The 18,923-nt window shown below is 70.6% G+C and carries 15 protein-coding genes and 1 pseudogene; 12 read left to right on the forward strand and 4 right to left on the reverse strand.

Annotated features, from left to right (window positions below):
- Window positions 1–2: 2 nt before the first annotated feature.
- Genes ABZS64_RS11890 through ABZS64_RS11940 form a run of 11 tightly spaced genes read left to right on the forward strand, consistent with a single transcriptional unit; the run spans window position 3 to window position 11,621 of the window.
- Window positions 3–1,274: a glycosyltransferase gene (locus tag ABZS64_RS11890; protein WP_355826800.1), complete on the forward strand. Its 1,272-nt coding sequence runs from the start codon at window positions 3–5 to the stop codon at window positions 1,272–1,274.
- Window positions 1,275–2,510 carry a class I SAM-dependent methyltransferase gene (locus ABZS64_RS11895; protein ID WP_355826803.1) on the forward strand — a complete coding sequence of 412 codons (1,236 nt, stop codon included), beginning with the start codon at window positions 1,275–1,277 and terminating at the stop codon, window positions 2,508–2,510. It abuts the gene before it with no gap.
- Window positions 2,507–3,304: a glucose-1-phosphate cytidylyltransferase gene (locus ABZS64_RS11900; protein WP_355826805.1), complete on the forward strand. Its 798-nt coding sequence runs from the start codon at window positions 2,507–2,509 to the stop codon at window positions 3,302–3,304. Before ABZS64_RS11895 ends, ABZS64_RS11900 begins: the two co-directional genes overlap by 4 nt.
- A complete protein-coding gene (locus ABZS64_RS11905; RefSeq protein ID WP_355826808.1) occupies window positions 3,301–3,948 on the forward strand; it encodes a PIG-L deacetylase family protein in 648 nt (215 codons plus the stop codon). The genes ABZS64_RS11900 and ABZS64_RS11905 overlap by 4 nt, the downstream gene beginning before the upstream one ends.
- A 3-nt stretch (window positions 3,949–3,951) precedes the next feature.
- Window positions 3,952–4,977, forward strand: a complete 1,026-nt coding sequence (locus ABZS64_RS11910) for an SDR family oxidoreductase (protein WP_355826810.1) — start codon at window positions 3,952–3,954, stop codon at window positions 4,975–4,977.
- Complete coding sequence (locus ABZS64_RS11915; protein ID WP_355826813.1) at window positions 4,974–6,248, forward strand: DUF4910 domain-containing protein; 1,275 nt, start codon at window positions 4,974–4,976, stop codon at window positions 6,246–6,248. Before ABZS64_RS11910 ends, ABZS64_RS11915 begins: the two co-directional genes overlap by 4 nt.
- Window positions 6,245–7,543, forward strand: a complete 1,299-nt coding sequence (locus ABZS64_RS11920; RefSeq protein ID WP_355826816.1) for a hypothetical protein — start codon at window positions 6,245–6,247, stop codon at window positions 7,541–7,543. The genes ABZS64_RS11915 and ABZS64_RS11920 overlap by 4 nt, the downstream gene beginning before the upstream one ends.
- A complete protein-coding gene (locus ABZS64_RS11925; protein WP_355826819.1) occupies window positions 7,540–8,487 on the forward strand; it encodes a glycosyltransferase family 2 protein in 948 nt (315 codons plus the stop codon). Before ABZS64_RS11920 ends, ABZS64_RS11925 begins: the two co-directional genes overlap by 4 nt.
- Window positions 8,484–9,716 carry a polysaccharide pyruvyl transferase family protein gene (locus ABZS64_RS11930; protein WP_355826822.1) on the forward strand — a complete coding sequence of 411 codons (1,233 nt, stop codon included), beginning with the start codon at window positions 8,484–8,486 and terminating at the stop codon, window positions 9,714–9,716. Before ABZS64_RS11925 ends, ABZS64_RS11930 begins: the two co-directional genes overlap by 4 nt.
- Before the next feature lie 11 nt (window positions 9,717–9,727).
- Window positions 9,728–10,279: a dTDP-4-dehydrorhamnose 3,5-epimerase gene (rfbC, locus tag ABZS64_RS11935; RefSeq protein WP_355827084.1), complete on the forward strand. Its 552-nt coding sequence runs from the start codon at window positions 9,728–9,730 to the stop codon at window positions 10,277–10,279.
- A 7-nt stretch (window positions 10,280–10,286) separates the two neighbouring features.
- Window positions 10,287–11,621 carry a glutamate-1-semialdehyde 2,1-aminomutase gene (locus ABZS64_RS11940; protein ID WP_355826825.1) on the forward strand — a complete coding sequence of 445 codons (1,335 nt, stop codon included), beginning with the start codon at window positions 10,287–10,289 and terminating at the stop codon, window positions 11,619–11,621.
- Between the two features lie 12 nt (window positions 11,622–11,633).
- Here the strand turns inward: ABZS64_RS11940 and ABZS64_RS11945 are convergent, their stop codons facing one another.
- On the reverse strand, window positions 11,634–12,314 hold the full coding sequence (locus ABZS64_RS11945; RefSeq protein ID WP_355826827.1) for a phosphatase PAP2 family protein: 681 nt from the start codon (window positions 12,312–12,314) through the stop codon (window positions 11,634–11,636).
- On the opposite strand from ABZS64_RS11945, the pseudogene ABZS64_RS11950 reads away from it, so the two are divergent.
- A pseudogene (locus tag ABZS64_RS11950) lies at window positions 12,278–12,859 on the forward strand (transposase); the annotation flags it as partial. The gene ABZS64_RS11945 and the pseudogene ABZS64_RS11950 sit on opposite strands and share 37 nt — an antisense overlap.
- 658 nt (window positions 12,860–13,517) lie before the next feature.
- On the opposite strand, the gene xdhC reads toward ABZS64_RS11950, so the two are convergent.
- From xdhC to ABZS64_RS11965, 3 genes are read right to left on the reverse strand one after another with little or no spacing between them, the layout of a single operon-like run.
- Window positions 13,518–14,327, reverse strand: coding sequence for a xanthine dehydrogenase accessory protein XdhC (gene xdhC / locus ABZS64_RS11955; protein WP_355826829.1), 810 nt, complete (start codon window positions 14,325–14,327; stop codon window positions 13,518–13,520).
- A gap of 1 nt (window position 14,328) precedes the next feature.
- Window positions 14,329–16,740, reverse strand: coding sequence for a xanthine dehydrogenase molybdopterin binding subunit (gene xdhB, locus ABZS64_RS11960; RefSeq protein WP_355826832.1), 2,412 nt, complete (start codon window positions 16,738–16,740; stop codon window positions 14,329–14,331).
- The gene (locus tag ABZS64_RS11965; RefSeq protein WP_355827087.1) at window positions 16,737–18,200 is read right to left on the reverse strand and encodes an FAD binding domain-containing protein; all 1,464 of its coding nucleotides are present in this window, start codon (window positions 18,198–18,200) and stop codon (window positions 16,737–16,739) included. The genes xdhB and ABZS64_RS11965 overlap by 4 nt, the downstream gene beginning before the upstream one ends.
- Window positions 18,201–18,923 lie beyond the last annotated feature (723 nt).

Genomic DNA, 18,923 nt, shown 5'->3' on the forward strand with positions numbered 1-18,923 from the left:
GCATGCATGTCCTCGTGGTGCACAACCGCTACTCCTCGGCGCAGCCGAGCGGGGAGAACAAGGTCGTCGACCAGGAGGTGGCGCTGCTGCGCGGGGCCGGCCACCGGGTCGAGGTGTTCGAGCGGTGCAGCGACGACATCGCCGCCCGGTCCCTCCTTGCCAAGGCCGCGGTACCGCTCCTTGTGCCGTGGAACCCGGCGGTCCGCGCGGAGCTCGCCGCCCGGCTTCGCGCCGAGCGACCGGACGTGGTGCACGTCCACAACGTCTTCCCGCTCCTGTCGCCCGCGGTGCTGGCCGCCTGCGCCGACGCCGGCGTGCCCGCCGTCGCCACGCTGCACAACTACACCCAGGTCTGCCCACCCGGCACGCTGCAACGGGACGGCCGGCCGTGCACCGAGTGCGTCGGGTCGATGCCGCTGCCTGCCGTCCGGCACGGCTGCTACCGGAGCTCCCGGCTGGCGACGGTGCCGCTCGCGGTCAGCCTGTCGGTCAACCGGCGGCGGTGGTGGTCCGGCGTGGAGCGGTTCTTCTGCATCTCCGCGGCGCAGCGCGACGTCCTGGTGCGGTCCGGCATGCCCGCCGAGCGGCTGGCGGTGAAGCACAACTTCGTGCCCGACCCGGGCACTTGCCGAGCGGGTGACGGCGAGCATGTGCTCTATCTCGGCCGGCTCGCGGAGGCCAAGGGCGTGCGGCTGCTCATGACCGCGTGGGACGAGATCGCAGCGAGCGGCGGTGTGGGCGTACCGCTCGTGATCGCCGGCGCGGGGCCACTGGAGCGAGAGGTGACCGCCTGGGCGGCGGGCCGGGACGACGTGCGGTACGTGGGCCTGTACGACACGGCCCAGTGCCGGGAGGCCGTCGCGCGGTCGGTCGCCGTTGTGGCTCCCTCGACATGGCTGGAGGCGTTCGGCCTGGTGGTCGTGGAGGCGATGGCGGCGGGGGTCCCGGCCGTCGCCGCCGGTCACGGCGCCTTCGTCGAACTCGTCAAGGACGGGGTGACCGGGCTGTTGCACCGGCCGGGCGAGCCCGCCTCGCTCGCGTCCTGCATACGCCGGATCACGGCCGAGCCGGCCCGCAACCGGGAGATGGGTCAGGCGGCCCGGCGCCGTTACGAGCAGGGGTTCAGCCCGGCCGTCGGGCTGGAGCGCCTGGTGAATGGGTACCGCACCGCGATCGCGGGTCGGTCCGGCGGCGGGGACAGCCCGCCGCCGGTAGGGGACAAAAGCACTGGCTCGCGGTGGGGGCACCAGCGCGAGCGGGGATGGGGGCAGTAGATGACACGATGCCGACTCTGCGGCTCGGCGGCGATGGGGAGCGTCGTCGATCTGGGGGCGACCCCGCCGTGTGAGAGCTTTCTCGCCGCGGACCAACTGGACCAACCGGAGCCCGCGTACCCGCTGCACCTGCGGGTCTGCACCGACTGCTGGCTCGCGCAGATCCCTCCGCTGATCACGCCGGAGGAGACGTTCACGCAGTACGCGTACTTCTCCTCCTACTCGACCTCCTGGGTGGAGCACGCGCGCACGTTCGTCGCCGACGCCGCACAGCGGCTGGGTCTCGGCACCGACGCCTTCGTGGTCGAGGTCGCGAGCAACGACGGGTACCTGCTGAGGCACATGGTGGACCGGGGGATCCGCTGCCTCGGCATCGAGCCGTCGGTGAACGTCGGCGCAGCGGCGCGGGACGCGGGTGTGCCCACGCTCACGGAGTTCCTGGACCCGGCCACCGGCTCGGCCGTCCGCGCCGAGCACGGCCCGGCGGACCTCGTCGTAGCCAACAACGTGTACGCGCACATCCCCGACGTGGTCGGGTTCACCCAGGGGCTGCGCGCCCTGGTCGCCGACGACGGCTGGGTCTCCATCGAGGTGCAGCACCTGCTGACCCTGATCGAGGAGAACCAGTACGACACGATCTACCACGAGCACTTCCAGTACTACACGGTCGCGTCCGCGATCCGGGCCCTGGCGAGCGGCGGACTCACGCTCGTGGACGTCGAGTTGCTGCCCACGCACGGCGGTTCCATCCGGCTGTGGGCCCGGCCGGCCGAGGTCGCCGGCGAGCCGACCGAGCGAGTGACCGACGTCCTTGACCGGGAGAAGGCCGCCGGACTGCAGGAGCTGTCCGGGTACACCGAGTTCTCCTCCCGGGTGGCCAAGGTGCGCCGGGACCTCCTGAAGTTCCTCATCGAGGCGGCCGAGCGCGGCGAGACGGTCGTCGGCTACGGCGCCCCGGGCAAGGGCAACACCCTGCTCAACCACTGCGGCATCCGGCCCGATCTGCTCCCGTACACGGTCGACCGCAACCCCTACAAACACGGCAGGTTCACCCCGGGCACCCGCATCCCGATCCTGCCGCCCGAGCAGATAGCCGCCGACCGACCGGAGTACGTCCTCGTCCTCCCGTGGAACCTGCGGGCCGAGCTGGTCGAGCAGCTGTCCTTCGTGCACGCCTGGGGCGGCCGCCTTGTCTTTCCCATCCCGGAACTGAGCATTGTCGAGGTCAAGCCATGAAGGTCGTTCTGTTCTGCGGCGGTTATGGGCTGCGTATGCGCGACGGAGCCTCCGACGACATGCCCAAGCCGATGGCGATGGTCGGCCCGCGGCCGCTGATCTGGCACGTCATGCGCTACTACGCGTACTTCGGGCACACGGAGTTCATCCTGTGCCTCGGGTACGGGGCTCACCACATCAAGAACTTCTTCCTCAACTACGAAGAGACGGCGTCCAACGACTTCGTGCTGCGGGGCGGGCAGACCGAGCTGCTGTCCACCGACATCGCCGACTGGACGATCACCTTCGCGCAGACCGGCATCGAGTCACCGATCGGGGAGCGGCTGCGCCGGGTGCGGCACCACCTGGACGGCGACGAGATGTTCCTCGCCAACTACGCCGACGTTCTCACCGACGCCCCGCTGCCGGAGATGATCGACTCCTTCGCCCGGCGTGACGCCGGTGCGTCGATGATGGTGGTGCCGCCGCAGTCGTCGTTCCACTGCGTGGACCTGGGCGAGGACGGCCTGGTGGGGGGCATCACCGCGGTGAGCGAACTGCCGCTGTGGGAGAACGGCGGCTACTTCGTGCTCCGCCAGGAGGTCTTCGACCACGTACCGGAGAACGGGGACCTGGTCGCTGACGGATGCGCCCAACTGGCCAAGCGCGGCCGGGCGGTGGCGTACCAGCACCGCGGCTTCTGGAAGCCGACCGACACCGTGAAGGAGCGGGCCGCGCTCGACGACGCCTACGCCCGGGGCGACCGCCCCTGGGCCGTGTGGGAACGGGACAGGGCCGCGGTGAGGACCGCGTGATCCGGCTCGGGACCGGGCCCCTGGACCGGATCGTCGCGGTGGGCGCGCACTGCGACGACATCGCCATCGGCGCGGGCGGCACGCTGCTGACGATGTGCCGCGCGCGGCCGGGTATCCGTATCGACGCTCTGGTGCTCTCCGGCGGTGGCAGCGAGCGGGAGCAGGAGGAGCAGGCCGCGCTCGCCGCCTTCTGCCCGGGTGCCGAACTGCGGCTGACCGTGCTCAAGCTGCCGGACGGCCGGCTGCCCACGCACTGGGACGAGGCCAAGGCCGCGGTCGAGGAGCTGCGCGAGCGGACCGAGCCGGATGTCGTCCTTGCCCCGCGCACCGATGACGCGCACCAGGATCACCGCGGCCTGGCGAAGCTGGTGCCCACCGCATTCCGCGACCACCTGGTGCTCGGCTACGAGATCGTCAAGTGGGACGGCGACCTCGGCCGTCCGTCGGCGTACCAGCCGCTGTCGCCGGAGATCGCCGAACAGAAGGTGCGGCTGCTGCAGGAGCACTATCCCTCGCAGCGGCACCGGCCCTGGTACGACCGGGAGGCCTTCCTCGGTCTCGCACGAATCCGCGGCATCGAATGCCACGCGCGCTACGCCGAGGCGTTCGCCGTCACCAAAATCACTCTCGACCTGGGGGAATGAACCTTGCGCGTACTGCTCACCGGACACCAGGGATACCTGGGCACCGTCATGGCCCCGGTACTCACGGCCGCCGGGCACGAGGTCGTCGGCCTTGACGCCGGCCTGTTCGCCGACTGCGTCCTCGGCCCGCCGCCCGCGGACCCGCCGGGAACGCAGGTGGACCTGCGCGACGTCACGGCCGAGCACGTGGCCGGGGTGGACGCCGTGATCCACCTGGCCGCGCTGTCCAACGACCCGTTGGGATCGCTGGCGCCGGAGCTCACCTACGACATCAACCACCACGCGTCAGTCCGGCTGGCCCGGCTCGCCCGCGACGCCGGAGTGCGGCGCTTCCTGTACGCGTCGACCTGCTCGGTCTACGGTGCCGCCGGCGGCGACGACTTGGTGGCCGAGGACGCCCCGCTGCGCCCGGTGACGCCGTACGCGGAGTCCAAGGTGCGGGTGGAGGACGACCTGCACGCGCTGGCCGACGGCGACTTCAGCCCGGTGTTCATGCGCAACGCCACCGCCTTCGGCTTCTCTCCCCGGCTGCGCGCCGACATCGTGCTGAACAACCTGGTGGGCCACGCGCTCCTGTCCGGCGAGGTGCTTGTGCTCTCCGACGGCACCCCCTGGCGCCCGCTGGTGCACGCCGCCGACATCGCACGGGCCTTCACGGCCGCGCTGATCGCGCCGCGCGAAGCGGTGCACGACCGGGCGTTCAACATCGGCAGCGAGATCAACAACGTCACGGTCGCCGAGATCGCCGAGCAGGTCGCCGAGGCGGTGTCCGGCTCGCGGGTGGTGATCACCGGGGAGAACGGTGCCGATCCGCGGTCGTACCGGGTGGACTTCTCCCGGTTCCGCGCGGCGTTGCCCGGCTTCGACTGCGAGTGGACGGTCAAGCAGGGCGCGCTCGAACTCGCCGACGCCTACCGGAAACACGGGCTGACCCGGGAGGACTTCGAGCGACGCTTCACCCGGCTTGCCGTGCTGCGCGCGGCGTCCGACGCCGGCGCCGTCGACGACACCCTGCGGCGGCGCCGATGACCGCGGCCGGCGAACAGATGCACAAGCTGGTGGAGCGGTTGTACCCGCTGTGCCGGAGCATCACAGGGGACGGTGTGCGCGCCACCCTGGAGATCGTCGGCGAGTACGTCCCGCTGCAGGTGCACGAGGTGCCGACCGGGACGCAAGTGCTCGACTGGACGGTGCCGCAGGAGTGGAACATCCGGGACGCGTACATCGCCGACACCGCCGGCAACCGGGTCGTCGACTTCGCCGCGTCCAGCCTGCACGTGCTCGGCTACAGCGTGCCGGTGTCGGCGACCATGCCGCTGGCCGAGCTTCGCGCGCACCTGCACACCCTGCCGGACCACCCGGCCTGGGTGCCGTACCGCACCAGTTACTACACGCCGGAATGGGGGTTCTGCCTGGCCCAGGAGACCTTGGACGCGCTGCCGGACGGCGAGTACGAGGTGCGTATCGACTCCACACTCGCCGATGGCCACCTCACCTACGCCGAGCACGTGGTTCCCGGGCAGGTCCCCGACGAGGTGATCGTCTCCTGCCACGTCTGCCACCCGTCGCTGGCCAACGACAACCTGGCGGGCATCGCGGTGGCGACGTTCCTGGCGCGGGCGCTGGCGGAGCAGACGCCGTACTACACCTACCGGTTCATCTTCGCGCCCGGCACCATCGGGGCGATCACCTGGCTGGCCCGCAACGCGGAGCGGATCGAGCGGGTCAAGCACGGGCTCGTGCTGGCCTGCGCCGGCGACTCGGGCCAACTGACGTACAAACAGAGCAGGCGCGGCGACGCGGAGATCGACCGGGTGATGCGGCACGTGCTGGGCGCCTCCGAACGCCCGTACCACGTCGCCGAGTTCACTCCGTACGGATACGACGAGCGGCAGTTCTGCTCGCCCGGGTTCGATCTCGGCGTGGGCTCGCTCAGCCGGACCCCGTACGCCGGCTACCCCGAGTACCACACCTCGGCGGACAACCCGGACTTCGTCTCACCGGAGGCGATGGCGGACACCCTCTCCGTCTGCCGCGAGGCGTTCGCCGTACTCGACCGCAACCGGCGGTACGTCAACCTCAGCCCCTACGGCGAGCCACAGCTGGGCCGGCGCGGGTTGTACGACTCGCTCGGCGGCCGCAGCGACGCGAAGCAGGCCCAGATGGCCATGCTCTGGGTGCTCAGCCTCTCCGACGGCGAGCACAGTCTGCTGGACGTCGCCGAGCGGTCCGCTCTGCCGTTCGACACCGTCGCCGTCGCGGCCGGCGCCCTGCACGGCGCCGGGCTGATCAAGGCATGACGCCCGTGACCACCGAGGGGGAGAAGGCGAGACCAACGGCGGCAACCGCCAGGCGGGCCCTGGCCGGCCGGTTGTCCTGGGGCCTTGCCGACCAGGCCGCCTCCAGCATGAGCAACTTCGCGGTGGGGATCTACGTGGCCCGCTCGCTCGGGGTGACCGCGTTCGGCGTGTTCAGCCTCGCCTGGGTGACCTACGGCGTGGTGCTCAACGTCTCCCGCGGCCTTGCCACCGATCCGCTCGTGGTGCGCTTCAGCGGCGTGTCGGACGCGTCCTGGCGCGGGGCGGTGGCCCGGTCGTCGGGTACCGCGCTCGGCGTCGGTGTATCCATCGGCGCGGCGTGTCTGGTGGTCGGCCTTGCTCTCGGCGGCCGCTTGGGGCCCGCGTTCGCCTGCCTCGGCGTCATGCTGCCGGGGCTGCTACTTCAGGACGCCTGGCGGTTCTCGTTCTTCGCCGCCGGCATCGGGCGGAAGGCGTTCGTCAACGACCTCGTGTGGGGTGTCGCGCTCGTCCCCGCCCTGGTCGTGGCGGCCCACGTGGGCAGCGTGGCCGCTTTCGTGCTCGCCTGGGGCGCGTCCGCCACGGTGGCCGCGGGGTACGGCTGCATCCAGTCAGGCATCCGGCCCCGCATGTCCGGGGCGCGCGGGTGGCTTCGCGAACAGCGTGATCTCGGCTACCGGTATCTGGTCGAGAACGTCAGCCTCAGCGGCGCGAGCCAGTTGCGGGCGTACGGGCTCGGCGCGATCGTCGGGGTCGGCGCGGTGGGTGCGGTCCGGGGCGGCGAGCTCCTGCTCGGCCCGTTCCTCGCCGTGCTGATGGGGCTTTCGCTGGTCACCGTCCCGGAGGCGGCACGGGTGCTCCGGCGGGCCCCGCACCGGCTCGGCACGTTCTGCCTCCTGTTGGGTGGCGGGCAGGCCGCCGGCGCGCTGTCCTGGGGCGGGGCGCTGCTGCTGATGCCGGACCGGCTCGGCGAGCTTGTGCTCGGCGACGTCTGGCACTCCGCCGCGGACCTCATCGTGCCGATCACCTTCAGCGTCGCGGGCGCCGGCCTCGGCACCGGTGCGGCGGCCGGGCTGCGCGCGCTCGGTGCGGCCCGGCGCAGCCTGCGCTGCCAACTGTTCGCCTCCGCCTGCTATGTCGGCGGCGGGCTCGGCGGGGCGGCCGTGGCCGGCACGGTCGGCTCGGCCTGGGGCGTCGCCGCCGCGACCGTCAGCGGCTCGGCCGTGTGGTGGCTGCAGCTGCGGTCCGCCCTGCGCGAGCGCCACCACACCCCCATCCGCGAAGTGAGGACGCCATGACCGCCCAACCCAGGCTGAGCATCGGCCTGCCCGTCTACAACGGCGAGGAGTACCTCGCCGAGTCGCTCGACGCCCTGCTCGGCCAGACCTACGAGGACTTCGAGCTGGTCATCTCCGACAACGCCTCGACCGACGGGACCGAGGGCATCTGCCGCAAATACGCCGCGCAGGATGCGCGCATCCGGTACATCAGGCTGCCCCGGAACATCGGCGCCACGCCGAACCACAACCATGTGTTCGCCGAGTGCCGCGGCGAGCTGTTCAAGTGGGCCTCGCACGACGACCTGTACGCCCGGGACCTGTTGCGGCGCTGCGTGGAAGCCCTTGACGAGCGGCCGGACGTGATCCTCGCGCACACCGACCAGGCGATCATCGACGGCGAAGGCCAGGTGAAGGTCCCGTACGAGTACGGGCTCGCCACCGACTCGCGGCACCCGCCGGAGCGCTTCCGCAGTCTGCTGTTCGAGCCCGGTGGCGACGACTTCTACGGGGTGATGCGGGCCGACGTGCTGCGCCGGGTGAAGCCGATGGACAGCTACCACCACGCGGACCGCACGTTCGTCGCCGAGATCGCCCTGCACGGGCCGTTCCACCAGGTGCCGGAGCTGCTGTACTTCCGCCGCGACCACCCCACCCGCGCCGAGCGGGCGAACCCCAGCAAGCGCTCCCGGTGCGTCAACCTGGACCCGCGCCGGGCAGGCCCGCTGCACCCGACGCCCCGGCTGCTCGCCGAGTACGTCTGGGGCTTCGCCTCGGCGATCCGGCGGGCGCCGTTGTCCCCGGCCGACCGGCGCGCGTGCTACCGCCACGTGGCCGCATGGATGGCCAGCCGGGTCCGGCCGGGCGCCGGCGAGCGGGTCGAGGACCGCGCCCCGGTCGACCCGGCCCTGCTCACCGTCTCCGTCGACGCCCTCGTCGCCGGCCGTGAGGGGAGGCAGGCATGACGTCCGCGGACGAAACTCCGGTGCGCGTCGGGGTGTTCGGCCTGCTCGGCTCCGGCAACCTCGGCAACGACGGGTCGCTCGAGGCCGTGCTCGGGTACCTCCGCGCCGAGCACCCGGAGGCGGTCGTGGACGCGCTGTGCGGGGGACCCGAGGTCGTCGCGACCCGGTACCGGATCCCCGCGACGCGGCTGCACTGGTACCGCGGGGAGTACCGGACCGCATCGCGGGCGGGCGCGATCGCGGCGAAGGGTCTGGGCAAACTCGTCGACGCCGTCCGCACCGCTGCCTGGGTGCGCCGGCACGACGTGGTGATCGTGCCGGGCATGGGCGTCCTGGAGGCCACGCTGCCGCTGAGGCCGTGGGGCTTCCCGTACTCGCTGTTCCTGCTCTGCGCGACCGGCCGGCTGTTCGGCACCCGGGTCGCGCTGGTCGGCGTCGGCGCCGCCGCGATCGGCAACCGGCCGACCCGGGCCCTGGTGCGCTGGTCGGCACGCCTTGCCACGTACCGGTCGTACCGGGACGCCCAATCCCGGGACGCAATGCGGGCGATGGGCGTGGACACCGCGCGCGACGAGGTCTACCCGGACCTCGTCTTCGCCCTGCCGACGCTGCCGGCGAGCGCGCCCTCGGGGCCGCCGGGCCCGGTCTGCGTCGGCGTCATGGCCTTCCACGGCGGCAACGACGACCGCGCCCGGGCCGAGGAGATCCACCGGCGCTACCTCGACGGGACGATCCGGTTCGTCCGCGCGCTGGTCGAGGACGGCAGGCCGGTCCGCCTGCTCACCGGCGACGAGTGCGATGCGCCGGTGGTCGCCGCGATCCTCGACGCGGTGGACTCGCCGCTGGTCACCGCTGCCGAGGCGGCCTCGCTGGCCGACCTGATGAAGGAGATGGCGGCTGCCGACACCGTGGTGGCGACCCGGTACCACAACCTGATCTGCGCGCTGAAGGTCGGCACGCCGACGCTCGCACTCAGTTATGCGGCGAAGAGCGACGCGCTCATGTCTCAGATGGGGCTGGACGCGTACTGCCACCCGGCTCGCGAGGTCGACGCCGACCGGCTGCTCGAGCAGTTCCGGGCGCTGGAGCAGAGATCGGCGGAGCTACGGCGGACCCTCACCGAGCGGAACCTGGTCGCCGCCCAGCGCCTCGAGCACCAGTTCACCGCCTTGACAGCGGCCCTGTTCCCGGCCACCGACCACGCCCACGCCTTGCGGGAGGCTCCATGAATGCGCCCGGAATGAAAGCGACCGAAGTCCCGGCGATCGCCGGCGCGTACCTGTTCGAGCCGACGCCGTACGCCGACGAGCGCGGCTTCTTCTGCCGCACCTTCGACGCCGACGTGGTCCGCTCGGTGGGCCTCGACCCGGACGCCTTCGTCCAGGACAGCCTGTCCCGCTCGGTCCGGGGCGTGCTGCGCGGCCTGCACCTGCGCTCCGGCGCCGGCGAGGCCAAGCTGGTGCGGTGCTCGTACGGGAGGATCTTCGACGTCGTCGTGGACCTGCGGACGGACTCGCCGACATACCGCGGCCGGGCCTTCTTCGAGCTGTCCGACGAGACGCAGGTGACCCTGTACATCCCGGCGGGGTGCGCGCACGGCTTCCAGGCTCTGACCGGAACCGCCGACGTCTCGTACCGGATCGACCGCCCGCACGATCCGACCGAGGACGTGACGATCGCCTTCGACGACCCGGAACTCGCCATTCCCTGGCCGCTGCCGGTCACATCGATGTCCCAGCGGGACCTGGAGGCGCCGAGCCTCGCCGAGGTCCTGCAGCCAAAAGAGAGTTGAGGTTGTCGTGGACACCGAAGACACCGAAGAGCTCCTCCTGCCCCGGTCGCGGATGGCGAACGAGCGGCTGCACGCCATGATCCCCGGAGGCGCGCACACGTACGCCAAGGGCGACGACCAGTACCCCGAGAACCTGGCCCCGGTCATCAGCCACGGCCGCGGTGCCCATGTGTGGGACATCGACGGCAACCGCTACATCGAGTACGGCTCCGGGCTGCGATCGGTCAGCCTCGGCCACGCCCACCCACGCGTGCTCGAGGCGGTGCGGCGGGAACTCGACCGCGGCAGCAACTTCGTCAGGCCGTCCATCGTGGAGGTCGAGGCCGCGGAACGCTTCCTGGCCACGGTGCCGACCGCGGAAATGGTGAAGTTCGCGAAGAACGGCTCCGACGCCACCACCGCCGCGGTGCGCCTCGCCCGCGCCGTCACCGGGCGCCCGCGGGTGGCCATCTGCGGCGACCATCCGTTCTTCTCCGTCGACGACTGGTTCATCGGAACCACGCCGATGTCCGCCGGTGTTCCGGCGGCGACCACCGAGCTCACCGTGGCGTTTCCGTACGGGGATCTGGCCGCCACACAGGAGCTGCTCACCCGGTACCAGGACGAGGTCGCCTGCCTGATCCTCGAACCTGCCGGCCACACCGAGCCGCCGCCCGGGTACCTCGCCGGCCTGCGCGAGCTGGCCGACCGGCACGGCTGCGTACTGATCTTCGATGAGATGATCACCGGCTTCCGCTGGTCCGAGGCGGGCGCCCAGGGCCTGTACGGCGTCGTCCCCGACCTCTCCACGTTCGGCAAGGCGCTGGGCAACGGGTTCGCCGTCTCCGCGCTGGCCGGGCGCCGCGACCTGATGGAGTGGGGCGGGCTGCGTCACTCCGGCGACCGGGTGTTCCTGCTGTCCACCACGCACGGTGCGGAAACGCACTCCCTGGCAGCCGCGATGGCCGTGCTCACCACCTACGTCGAAGAGGGCGTCACCGCGCGGCTGCACACCCTCGGCGAGCGGTTGGCCGCCGGTGTCCGCGACGCCGCGGCCGGCATGGGCGTCGGCGACCACATCGTCGTCCGGGGCCGGGCCAGCAACCTGGTCTTCGCCACCCTCGACGAGAACCGGCAGCCGTCGCAGCAGTACCGCACCCTGTTCCTGCGCCGGCTCCTCGCGGGCGGGGTGCTGGCCCCGTCGTTCGTGGTGAGCAGCGCGCTCGGAGACGCCGACATCGATCACACCGTCGACGTGGTGGCCCAGGCATGTGCGGTGTACCGGAAGGCACTGGACGCCGCTGACCCCACCCCCTGGCTGGCCGGACGACCGGTGAAGCCCGTATTCCGCCGATTGGTGTGACGTGACGTGACGTCAGCGACGCTCCCGCCGATCGGCGTCGGCCGTCCGATCGACCAGCCAGTCAGCCATCCGGTCGACCAGCCACGCGGTCGCCGGTACCACCACCAGCGCGGTGCACCAGCCGCCGAGGACGTCGGTCGGGTAGTGCGCGCCCAGGGCGACCTGCGCCCAGCCCATGGCCGCGCCGGCAACCAGCGCCGCGGCGAGCACGAGTGACGTGCCGGCCGTCCTGCCGAGGCCGAGCCGGCCGGTCGCGAGCAGCGCCACCACGAGGGCGAGCGCGGTGAAGAAGGCGGTGTGCCCGCTCGGGTAGGACAGGTGTGCGTCGTGGATGGTGCGTCCCACCAGGGACTTGAGCAGCGTCGCCGTCCCCACGGCCATGCCGACGCCGGCAACGGTGAGCACCGCTGCGCGAGGACGCCGAAGCAGCAGGCAGCCCGTCACGGTGGCCACGACCAGCGTCGCCGCTCCGGCTGGCTCCCCCAAGAAGTCCGTGGCCAGAGCGACTTGCCGCCACGGCGGCCGCACACCGTCCACCGCCGCCCAGATCCGCGCGTCCACCATGCCTGGCTTGCTGTCGTCGGCATACAGGACCCCGAGCACGACGACCACCAGCGCGGCGAGGGCCGCAATCAGCCCGAGCCACACGCGCAGCGATGGGGGCAGCACCGCGGGCGCCGGCCGGCCGGTCACACGCCCACCGCATCCGGTCGACCTGCGGTAGTGACCTTCCTGTCTGCCGTGCGCAGCGTCGGGCGTTGCGGGATTACGTCGCCGCCCTGCTGGCGCCGCGGGACCGCAACAAGACGCTGACCGCGTTGGCGGAGCCGGCGACCGCGCCCCACGACGGCGGGGCGTTGTTTCCGGACGACTGCGGTGACCGTAGGTCCGGGCACGCCACGGCCTATGTGTCCCGTCAGTACCTCGGCTCCCGCGGGCAGGTCGGAAACGGCATTGTCGCGGCCACCACCGCCCGGGCCGATGAACGCGTGCACTACCCGCCGCACACCGTGCCCTACCAGCCGGCTCCCACCCTGCCCCAAGGGCCCACCGATCCGGCGTTTCGCACCAAGGGCCAACTGGCCGCCCACCTGGTGGTGGTCCGGGCCCGCGCCGCGCGCATCGCGTTTCGGGCTCTGGTCGCCGGCTGCCGCTACAACCCCAGCGGAAGCCCGCACTTCATCGCCGAACTCGACCGCGCCGCGACCCCCTACTTGGTGGCGGTCGAGCCGAACACCTCGCTCATGACCGAGACGGGGAAAAGCCCGCTCACCGTCGCAGACCATCCGACAGATGCGATGCACCTTCCCCTCCCGTCGGGGCCGACGCCATGTCACCCGCCGCTACCGCGATGCCGCGCCCCCGAGAACTGCCCGCTGCCGCCGGCCGACATGGCCGGGATCGTCAGATGTACGGGCTGCGCACGGCTGGACCGAGCAAGATTGCAAACACGTCAAGCGCGAACTGGGCTGGGCCGACTTCCAGGCCCGCTCCGGCCAAGCGATCCAACGCCACTGACGCTGGTCGACGTGGCCTTCGGCTTCTGCTGGCGCCAACTCCCCACCAACGAGCCCCCGTCGTGTCTGACTTGGCTCGCACGGGAGCCATCAGCCTGTGCAGCCCCGAACTCGCCAGCCTGTCCATCACCCTCGCCAAGGGCAGCGGAATCAGTCTCTACTTGCCACCCTAACCAACAATGCGGTCGCGGCAATCCGGCTTCGGAAAGTCCGCGTGTCAACACTCCGCGATTTTTGGTTCTGGATCGCTTTTCCGTGCCGGAGCCACGGAGTGTCACCGAAACCGCGATCGAAGTGACGGGCATAGTCGCGCCGAAAGGGTGCCCCGTATATGTGCGTTCGCGCGAGCGCGGGGCACCCCGTCGATCCGGTTGGAGAGTCAGTTCCCCTCGGTTTCGAAGGTGCGCAGCAAATCGGCAGCGACGCTCACGGCAATTGTCGCGGGTTCCTTGCCGGTGACGTCGGCCAATCCGATCGGGGTCTTGATCCGATCGATGGTGGCCTCGTCGTGACCGCCCTCGGTGGCGAGGCGTTTGCGGAACCGCACCCACTTGGCCGCCGACCCGATCAGCCCGATGGAGCCGAGATGGGTTGTGCGCAAGGCGGCGTCGCACAGCGCGGCGTCCTCGGCGTGATCATGGGTCATGATCACGATGTGGGTGCCGCGCGGCAACTCCTCCAGCACCTCCTCGGGCAGCAGCGGCGTGTGATGCACGTGCACCTGCGCCACCGCGTCTGCCAGCACGTCGAGCCGCTCCTTGGTGAGGATGTCGGAGCGGCTGTCGATCAGATGGAGGTCGAGGTCCTGACGAGCCAGGATGCGCGCCAGTTCCAGCCCGACGTGCCCGACGCCGAAGATCGCCACCGCCCGTACCACCGGCAGCGGTTCGAGCAGCACCGAGACCGTGCCGCCGCAGCACTGCACGCCATGCTGGTTGGTCACCTTGTCGTTCAGAGCGAAATCAATCAGCTCCGGCTCCGGCTTGGACTCGACGACCATCTCCCGGGCCCGATCGATCGCGACGGCCTCGACATTGCCGCCACCGATCGAGCCCCACGTTTCGGTCTGCCCCACGACTAGTTTCGCACCGGCGTCGCGCGGTGCATGGCCGCGCACGGTCGCGACGGTCACCAGCACGCCGGACTCCCGGCGTGCCCGCAACCGTGCGACCGCGGCGATCCACGTCATGTCAGGCACCGCTCAACGCTTCTGCGTCGGTTCGGATCTTGCCGTCGGCGGCGTGCCCGTTACCGGCGTGACCGTTCGGGGAGGCATCGCCCTGGCGAACCGCCTGGATCGCCCAGTACACCGCCTCCGGCGTTGCCGGCGAGGCCAACTCGACGCTGCCCCCGCTCGGCCCGAACGCCGCGGCGGCCTGCCGCAACGCTTCTCGCACCGAGAACGCCAGCATCAGCGGAGGCTCACCCACCGCCTTGGACCCGTAGACCGAGCCCTCTTCGGTGGCGTTCTCCAGAAGCGTGACGTTGAACTCCTCGGGCATCTCCGAGAAGCTCGGCAGCTTGTAGGTGCTCGCGGCCTGGGTCAACAGCCGGCCGCGGTTCGGCCCATCAGTGGCGTCCCAGCGCATGTCCTCGAGCGTCAGCCAGCCCGCTCCCTGCACGAAACCGCCCTCGACCTGACCGATGTCAATCATCGGGGACAGGCTGTCGCCGACATCGTGCACGATGTCTACCCGCCGGATGCGGTACGCGCCGGTGAAGCCGTCCACCTCCACCTCGGCTGCGGCGGCGCCATGGGAGAAGTACTTGAACGGCGAGCCCCTGAACGTCTTGGCGTCCCAGTGCAGTCCCTCGGTCCGGTAGAAACCGGCAGCCGACAGCTGAACTCGCTGGAAGTACGCGGTGCGCACCAGGTCGTCCCAGGCCAGCTCCTTGTCGCTGCCCAGGGTGCGCGCGACGCCCTCGACGATGCGCACATCCGAGGCGTTCGAACCCAGCTGTGAGGCGGCCACCTGCAGCAGCCGCTCGCGCAACTGCTCGCAGGCGTTCTTCACCGCCGCACCGTTGAGATCCGCCCCGGAACTGGCGGCGGTGGCAGAGGTGTTGGGCACCTTGTCGGTTCGCGTCGGGGCCAGCCGCACCTTGTGCAGCGGGATACCCAGCGTGGTCGCGGCCACCTGCAGCATCTTGGTGTGCAGACCCTGGCCCATCTCGGTGCCGCCGTGGTTGATCAGGACGGAGCCGTCCTTGTAGATCAGCACCAGCGCGCCGCCCTGGTTGAAGGCGGTGAGGTTGAACGAGATTCCGAACTTGATGCCGGTGACCGCAAGTGCCCGCTTGGTGTTCGGGTGCGCGGCATTGAAGGCAGCGATCTCGCGCTTGCGATCGGCGATGCCGCCGTTGTCCAGGGTCTTCTGCCAGACGGCGGAGATCCGTTCGGGCTGGACGACCGGCTGTCCGTACGGCGTCGCCTGACCCTGCCGGTAGAAGTTGCGCTCCCGCAACTCCATCGGATCCAGGCCGAGCAGCGGCGCGCACCGGCCCATGATGTCCTCGATCACCAGCATCCCCTGCGGTCCGCCGAAGCCGCGGAAGGCGGTGTTGGAGACCTTGTTGGTCTTGGCGATGCGACCGGCGATGCGCGCGTTGGGAAGCCAGTAGGTGTTGTCGATGTGGCACAGCGCACGGGCCACCACCGGCTCGGAGAGGTCCAGGCTCCAGCCGCCGTCCGCGGTCAAGGTGGCGTCCAGTGCCCGGATACGGCCGTCGGCGTCGAAGCCGATCTTCCACTGGGCGTGGAACCCGTGCCGCTTGCCGGACATGGTCAGGTCCTGAGTCCGGTTGAGCCGCAGCCGAACCGGCCGACCGGTCAGCTTGGCGCCGAGCGCGGCGACGGCCGCGAACCCGTGCGGCTGCATCTCCTTGCCGCCGAAGCCGCCGCCCATCCGCAGACACTGCACGGTCACCTCGTGACTGTGCAGACCGAGCACGTGCGCGACGATTTCCTGGGTCTCCGAAGGATGCTGGGTGCTGCTCTGGACGAACACCTGCTCGGCCTCGTCGACATAGGCCAGCGCCGCGTGCGTCTCGAGGTAGAAGTGTTCCTGATCGGAGAACTGGAACTCGCCGGTGAACACGTGCGCGGAGTCGGCGAAGCCTGCGTCGAGGTCGCCGGTCAGCATCACGGGCTGAGCGCCGTGAAAACTGTTGGCCGCGATCGCGTCCTGCAGCGTGATCAGGGAGGGCTGTTCGTCGAGTTCCACCTCGACGGCCGCCGCACCGAGCCGGGCCGCCTCCAGGGTCTCGCCGAGCACCCAGGCGACCGCGTGGCCGTTGAACATGACCTCGTCGGGGAACAGCGGTTCGTCATGCTTCATCCCGGCATCGTTGACGCCGGGCACGTCGGCACCGGTCAGCACGCGGACCACACCGGGCACGGCGAGCGCGGGCTCGGTGCGCAGCGCGGTGATCCTGCCGTGGGCCTTCATGACCTGGACCGGGTAGGCGTGCAGCACGTCCTTGGTGCGGTAGACCAGGTCGTCGGTGTAGAGCGCGGTGCCGGTGACGTGCAGGACGGCACTCTCATGCGGCATCGAGACGCCGACGACAGGCTTTTCGGGGCGTTCGGACAAATGACTCATGACGACACCGCCTCAGTGGTTTGCGCGTACAGCTTCAGCAGGCTCTGGCCCAGCATCGCGGAACGGTAGAGGGCGCTGGCGCGATGATCGCTCATCGGGGTGCCCTCGCCCCGCAGCGCCCGGGCCGCGGCCTCGACGGTCTCCGCCACCCACGGCTTGCCCTCCAGGGCCGCCTCGGTGGCTGTGGAGCGGATCGGGGTGGCGGCCACGCCGCCCAGGCCGATGCGTGCCTTGCGGACGATCCCGTCCTCGATGTCGAGCGCGAAAGCGACTGCCACGCTGGAGATGTCGTCGAAGCGCCGCTTGGCAATCTTGTGGAAGGCCACGACCGGCGACAGCGGCAGCGGAATGCGCACCGCGCGGACCAGCTCGCCGGGACGGCGCACGCTCTGTCGGTAGCCGGTGAAGTAGTCCGCCAGCGGGACCTCGCGCTCACCGTCGGCGTCGGCGAGCACCACCGATGCCTCCAGCGCGAGCAGCACCGGCGGGCTGTCACCGATGGGCGAGCCGGTACCCAGGTTGCCGCCGACGGTCGCACCGTTGCGGATGAGCCGGGATGCGAACTGCGGGAACAGCTCTGCCAGCAGCGGGACGCCGCCGTCGAGGCGGCGTTCGATCTCGGTGAGCGTCAGCGCCGCCCCGATCTCGATGTAGTCGGATTCGACGCGCAGCTCCCGCATTTCGGACAGCCGGTCGACGGCTACCACGCAATCCGCCCGGCGGGAGCGGATGTTCACCTCCACGCCCCAGTCGGTGGAGCCGGCGACCACCACCGCGTCGGGCCGCTCGCGCAGCAACTGCAGCGTTTCGGCCAGGGTGCTCTTCCGCAGGAACGCGCTGTCGTCCTGTGCGTATTCGGTGGCAACCGGTGCGGGCGGGGACTGCTCGCGACGCTGCGCCAGCGGGTCATCATCGGTGGGCGTACCGACCGCGAACGCGGCATCGCGAATCGGGCGATAGCCGGTGCAGCGGCACAGGTTTCCGCTCAGCGCGTGCAGATCGAAACCGTTCGGACCGTGCTCGGCGTCGGTGTCGTCGGCCGAGTCCGCGTGCGCGCAGCGGTCGGGTCGGTAGTACTCGGCGGCCATGCTGCAGATGAATCCCGGCGTGCAGTAACCGCATTGGGAGCCGCCGCGGACCGCCATCTCCTCCTGCACCGGGTGCAGGGCGGGCGGCGTGCCGGGGTCGCCGGCGGTGGCGAGGCCTTCGGAGGTAATGATCTCCTGGCCGTCGAGCGTCGCGACCGGGACCAGGCAGGCGTTGACCGCCACCCAGTCGGTGGGCTTGTTCACCCCGGGACGGGCCACCAGGACCGAACAGGCGCCGCATTCACCCTCGGCGCAGCCCTCCTTGGTGCCGGTGAGGCCACGCTCGCGCAGAAAATCCAGCACTGTGGTGTGGGGCGCAGCCGGTGAAATCGGTGCTTCTTTCCCGTTGACCGTGATCCGCGCCGCTACCATGACGGGCCTTCGTTTCGGTGCGCGATCGGACGATTCATCATGTTCGCCAATTTCAGGCAGCTTTCTGTGTTCAGACGCGCCACGTGAGAGGAGCGGGCGCAAAAGGGCACGCAACAGCAACGTGCCGGAAGGTGGTGACGGGAAACCCGGGATGTGCCACAGACGGGCACATCAGAACGGCGTGCTCAGCAGCCGTGTGCGATCCGACCCGGAACCCAGACCGTGCGCTGGGCGAGGCGACCAAGATCAGAGCTGGTGTACATCCGCTGGTCGCCTCCTTTTGGTAGTTATGGGTCAGCAACTACCGCAAGCTAGTGGCTGGGGCCGCAGAGGTCAAGAGGCTGACTTCGATCTCTCAAGAGCCGATCGGATTCGAGGCTGGGGCGCCACCGCTGGGTGGTCGAGTGCACAGTGTCCTCGTCTCACCGCCACCGTCTCCAATCCCCACCGAGCCGCAGATCGAACAGCGCCTCTGCACTGAGAGCATCGCTGGGGAGACGAAATAGCGGAGAGGTGAACTCTGACGGCAGGCTTTGACGCCGGTGAGGACCCGGATCGCCAGGCATGGACGCATACGCCGGTACTGCGGTGATCAGGCGCACCACCACCTGAGAAATCGAGGAGAGTGCACAGTGAGCGGGAGTACTGATGAGGCGGCGCGTGTCACCTTCGCGTGGGGGCGGATCGAAGCGTGGCTGAGTGAGTATGCGCCTGGTTCGTACC

Origin of the sequence: Streptomyces sp. NPDC005408 (assembly GCF_040606445.1) — a bacterium.
Taxonomy (GTDB): domain Bacteria; phylum Actinomycetota; class Actinomycetes; order Streptomycetales; family Streptomycetaceae; genus Streptomyces.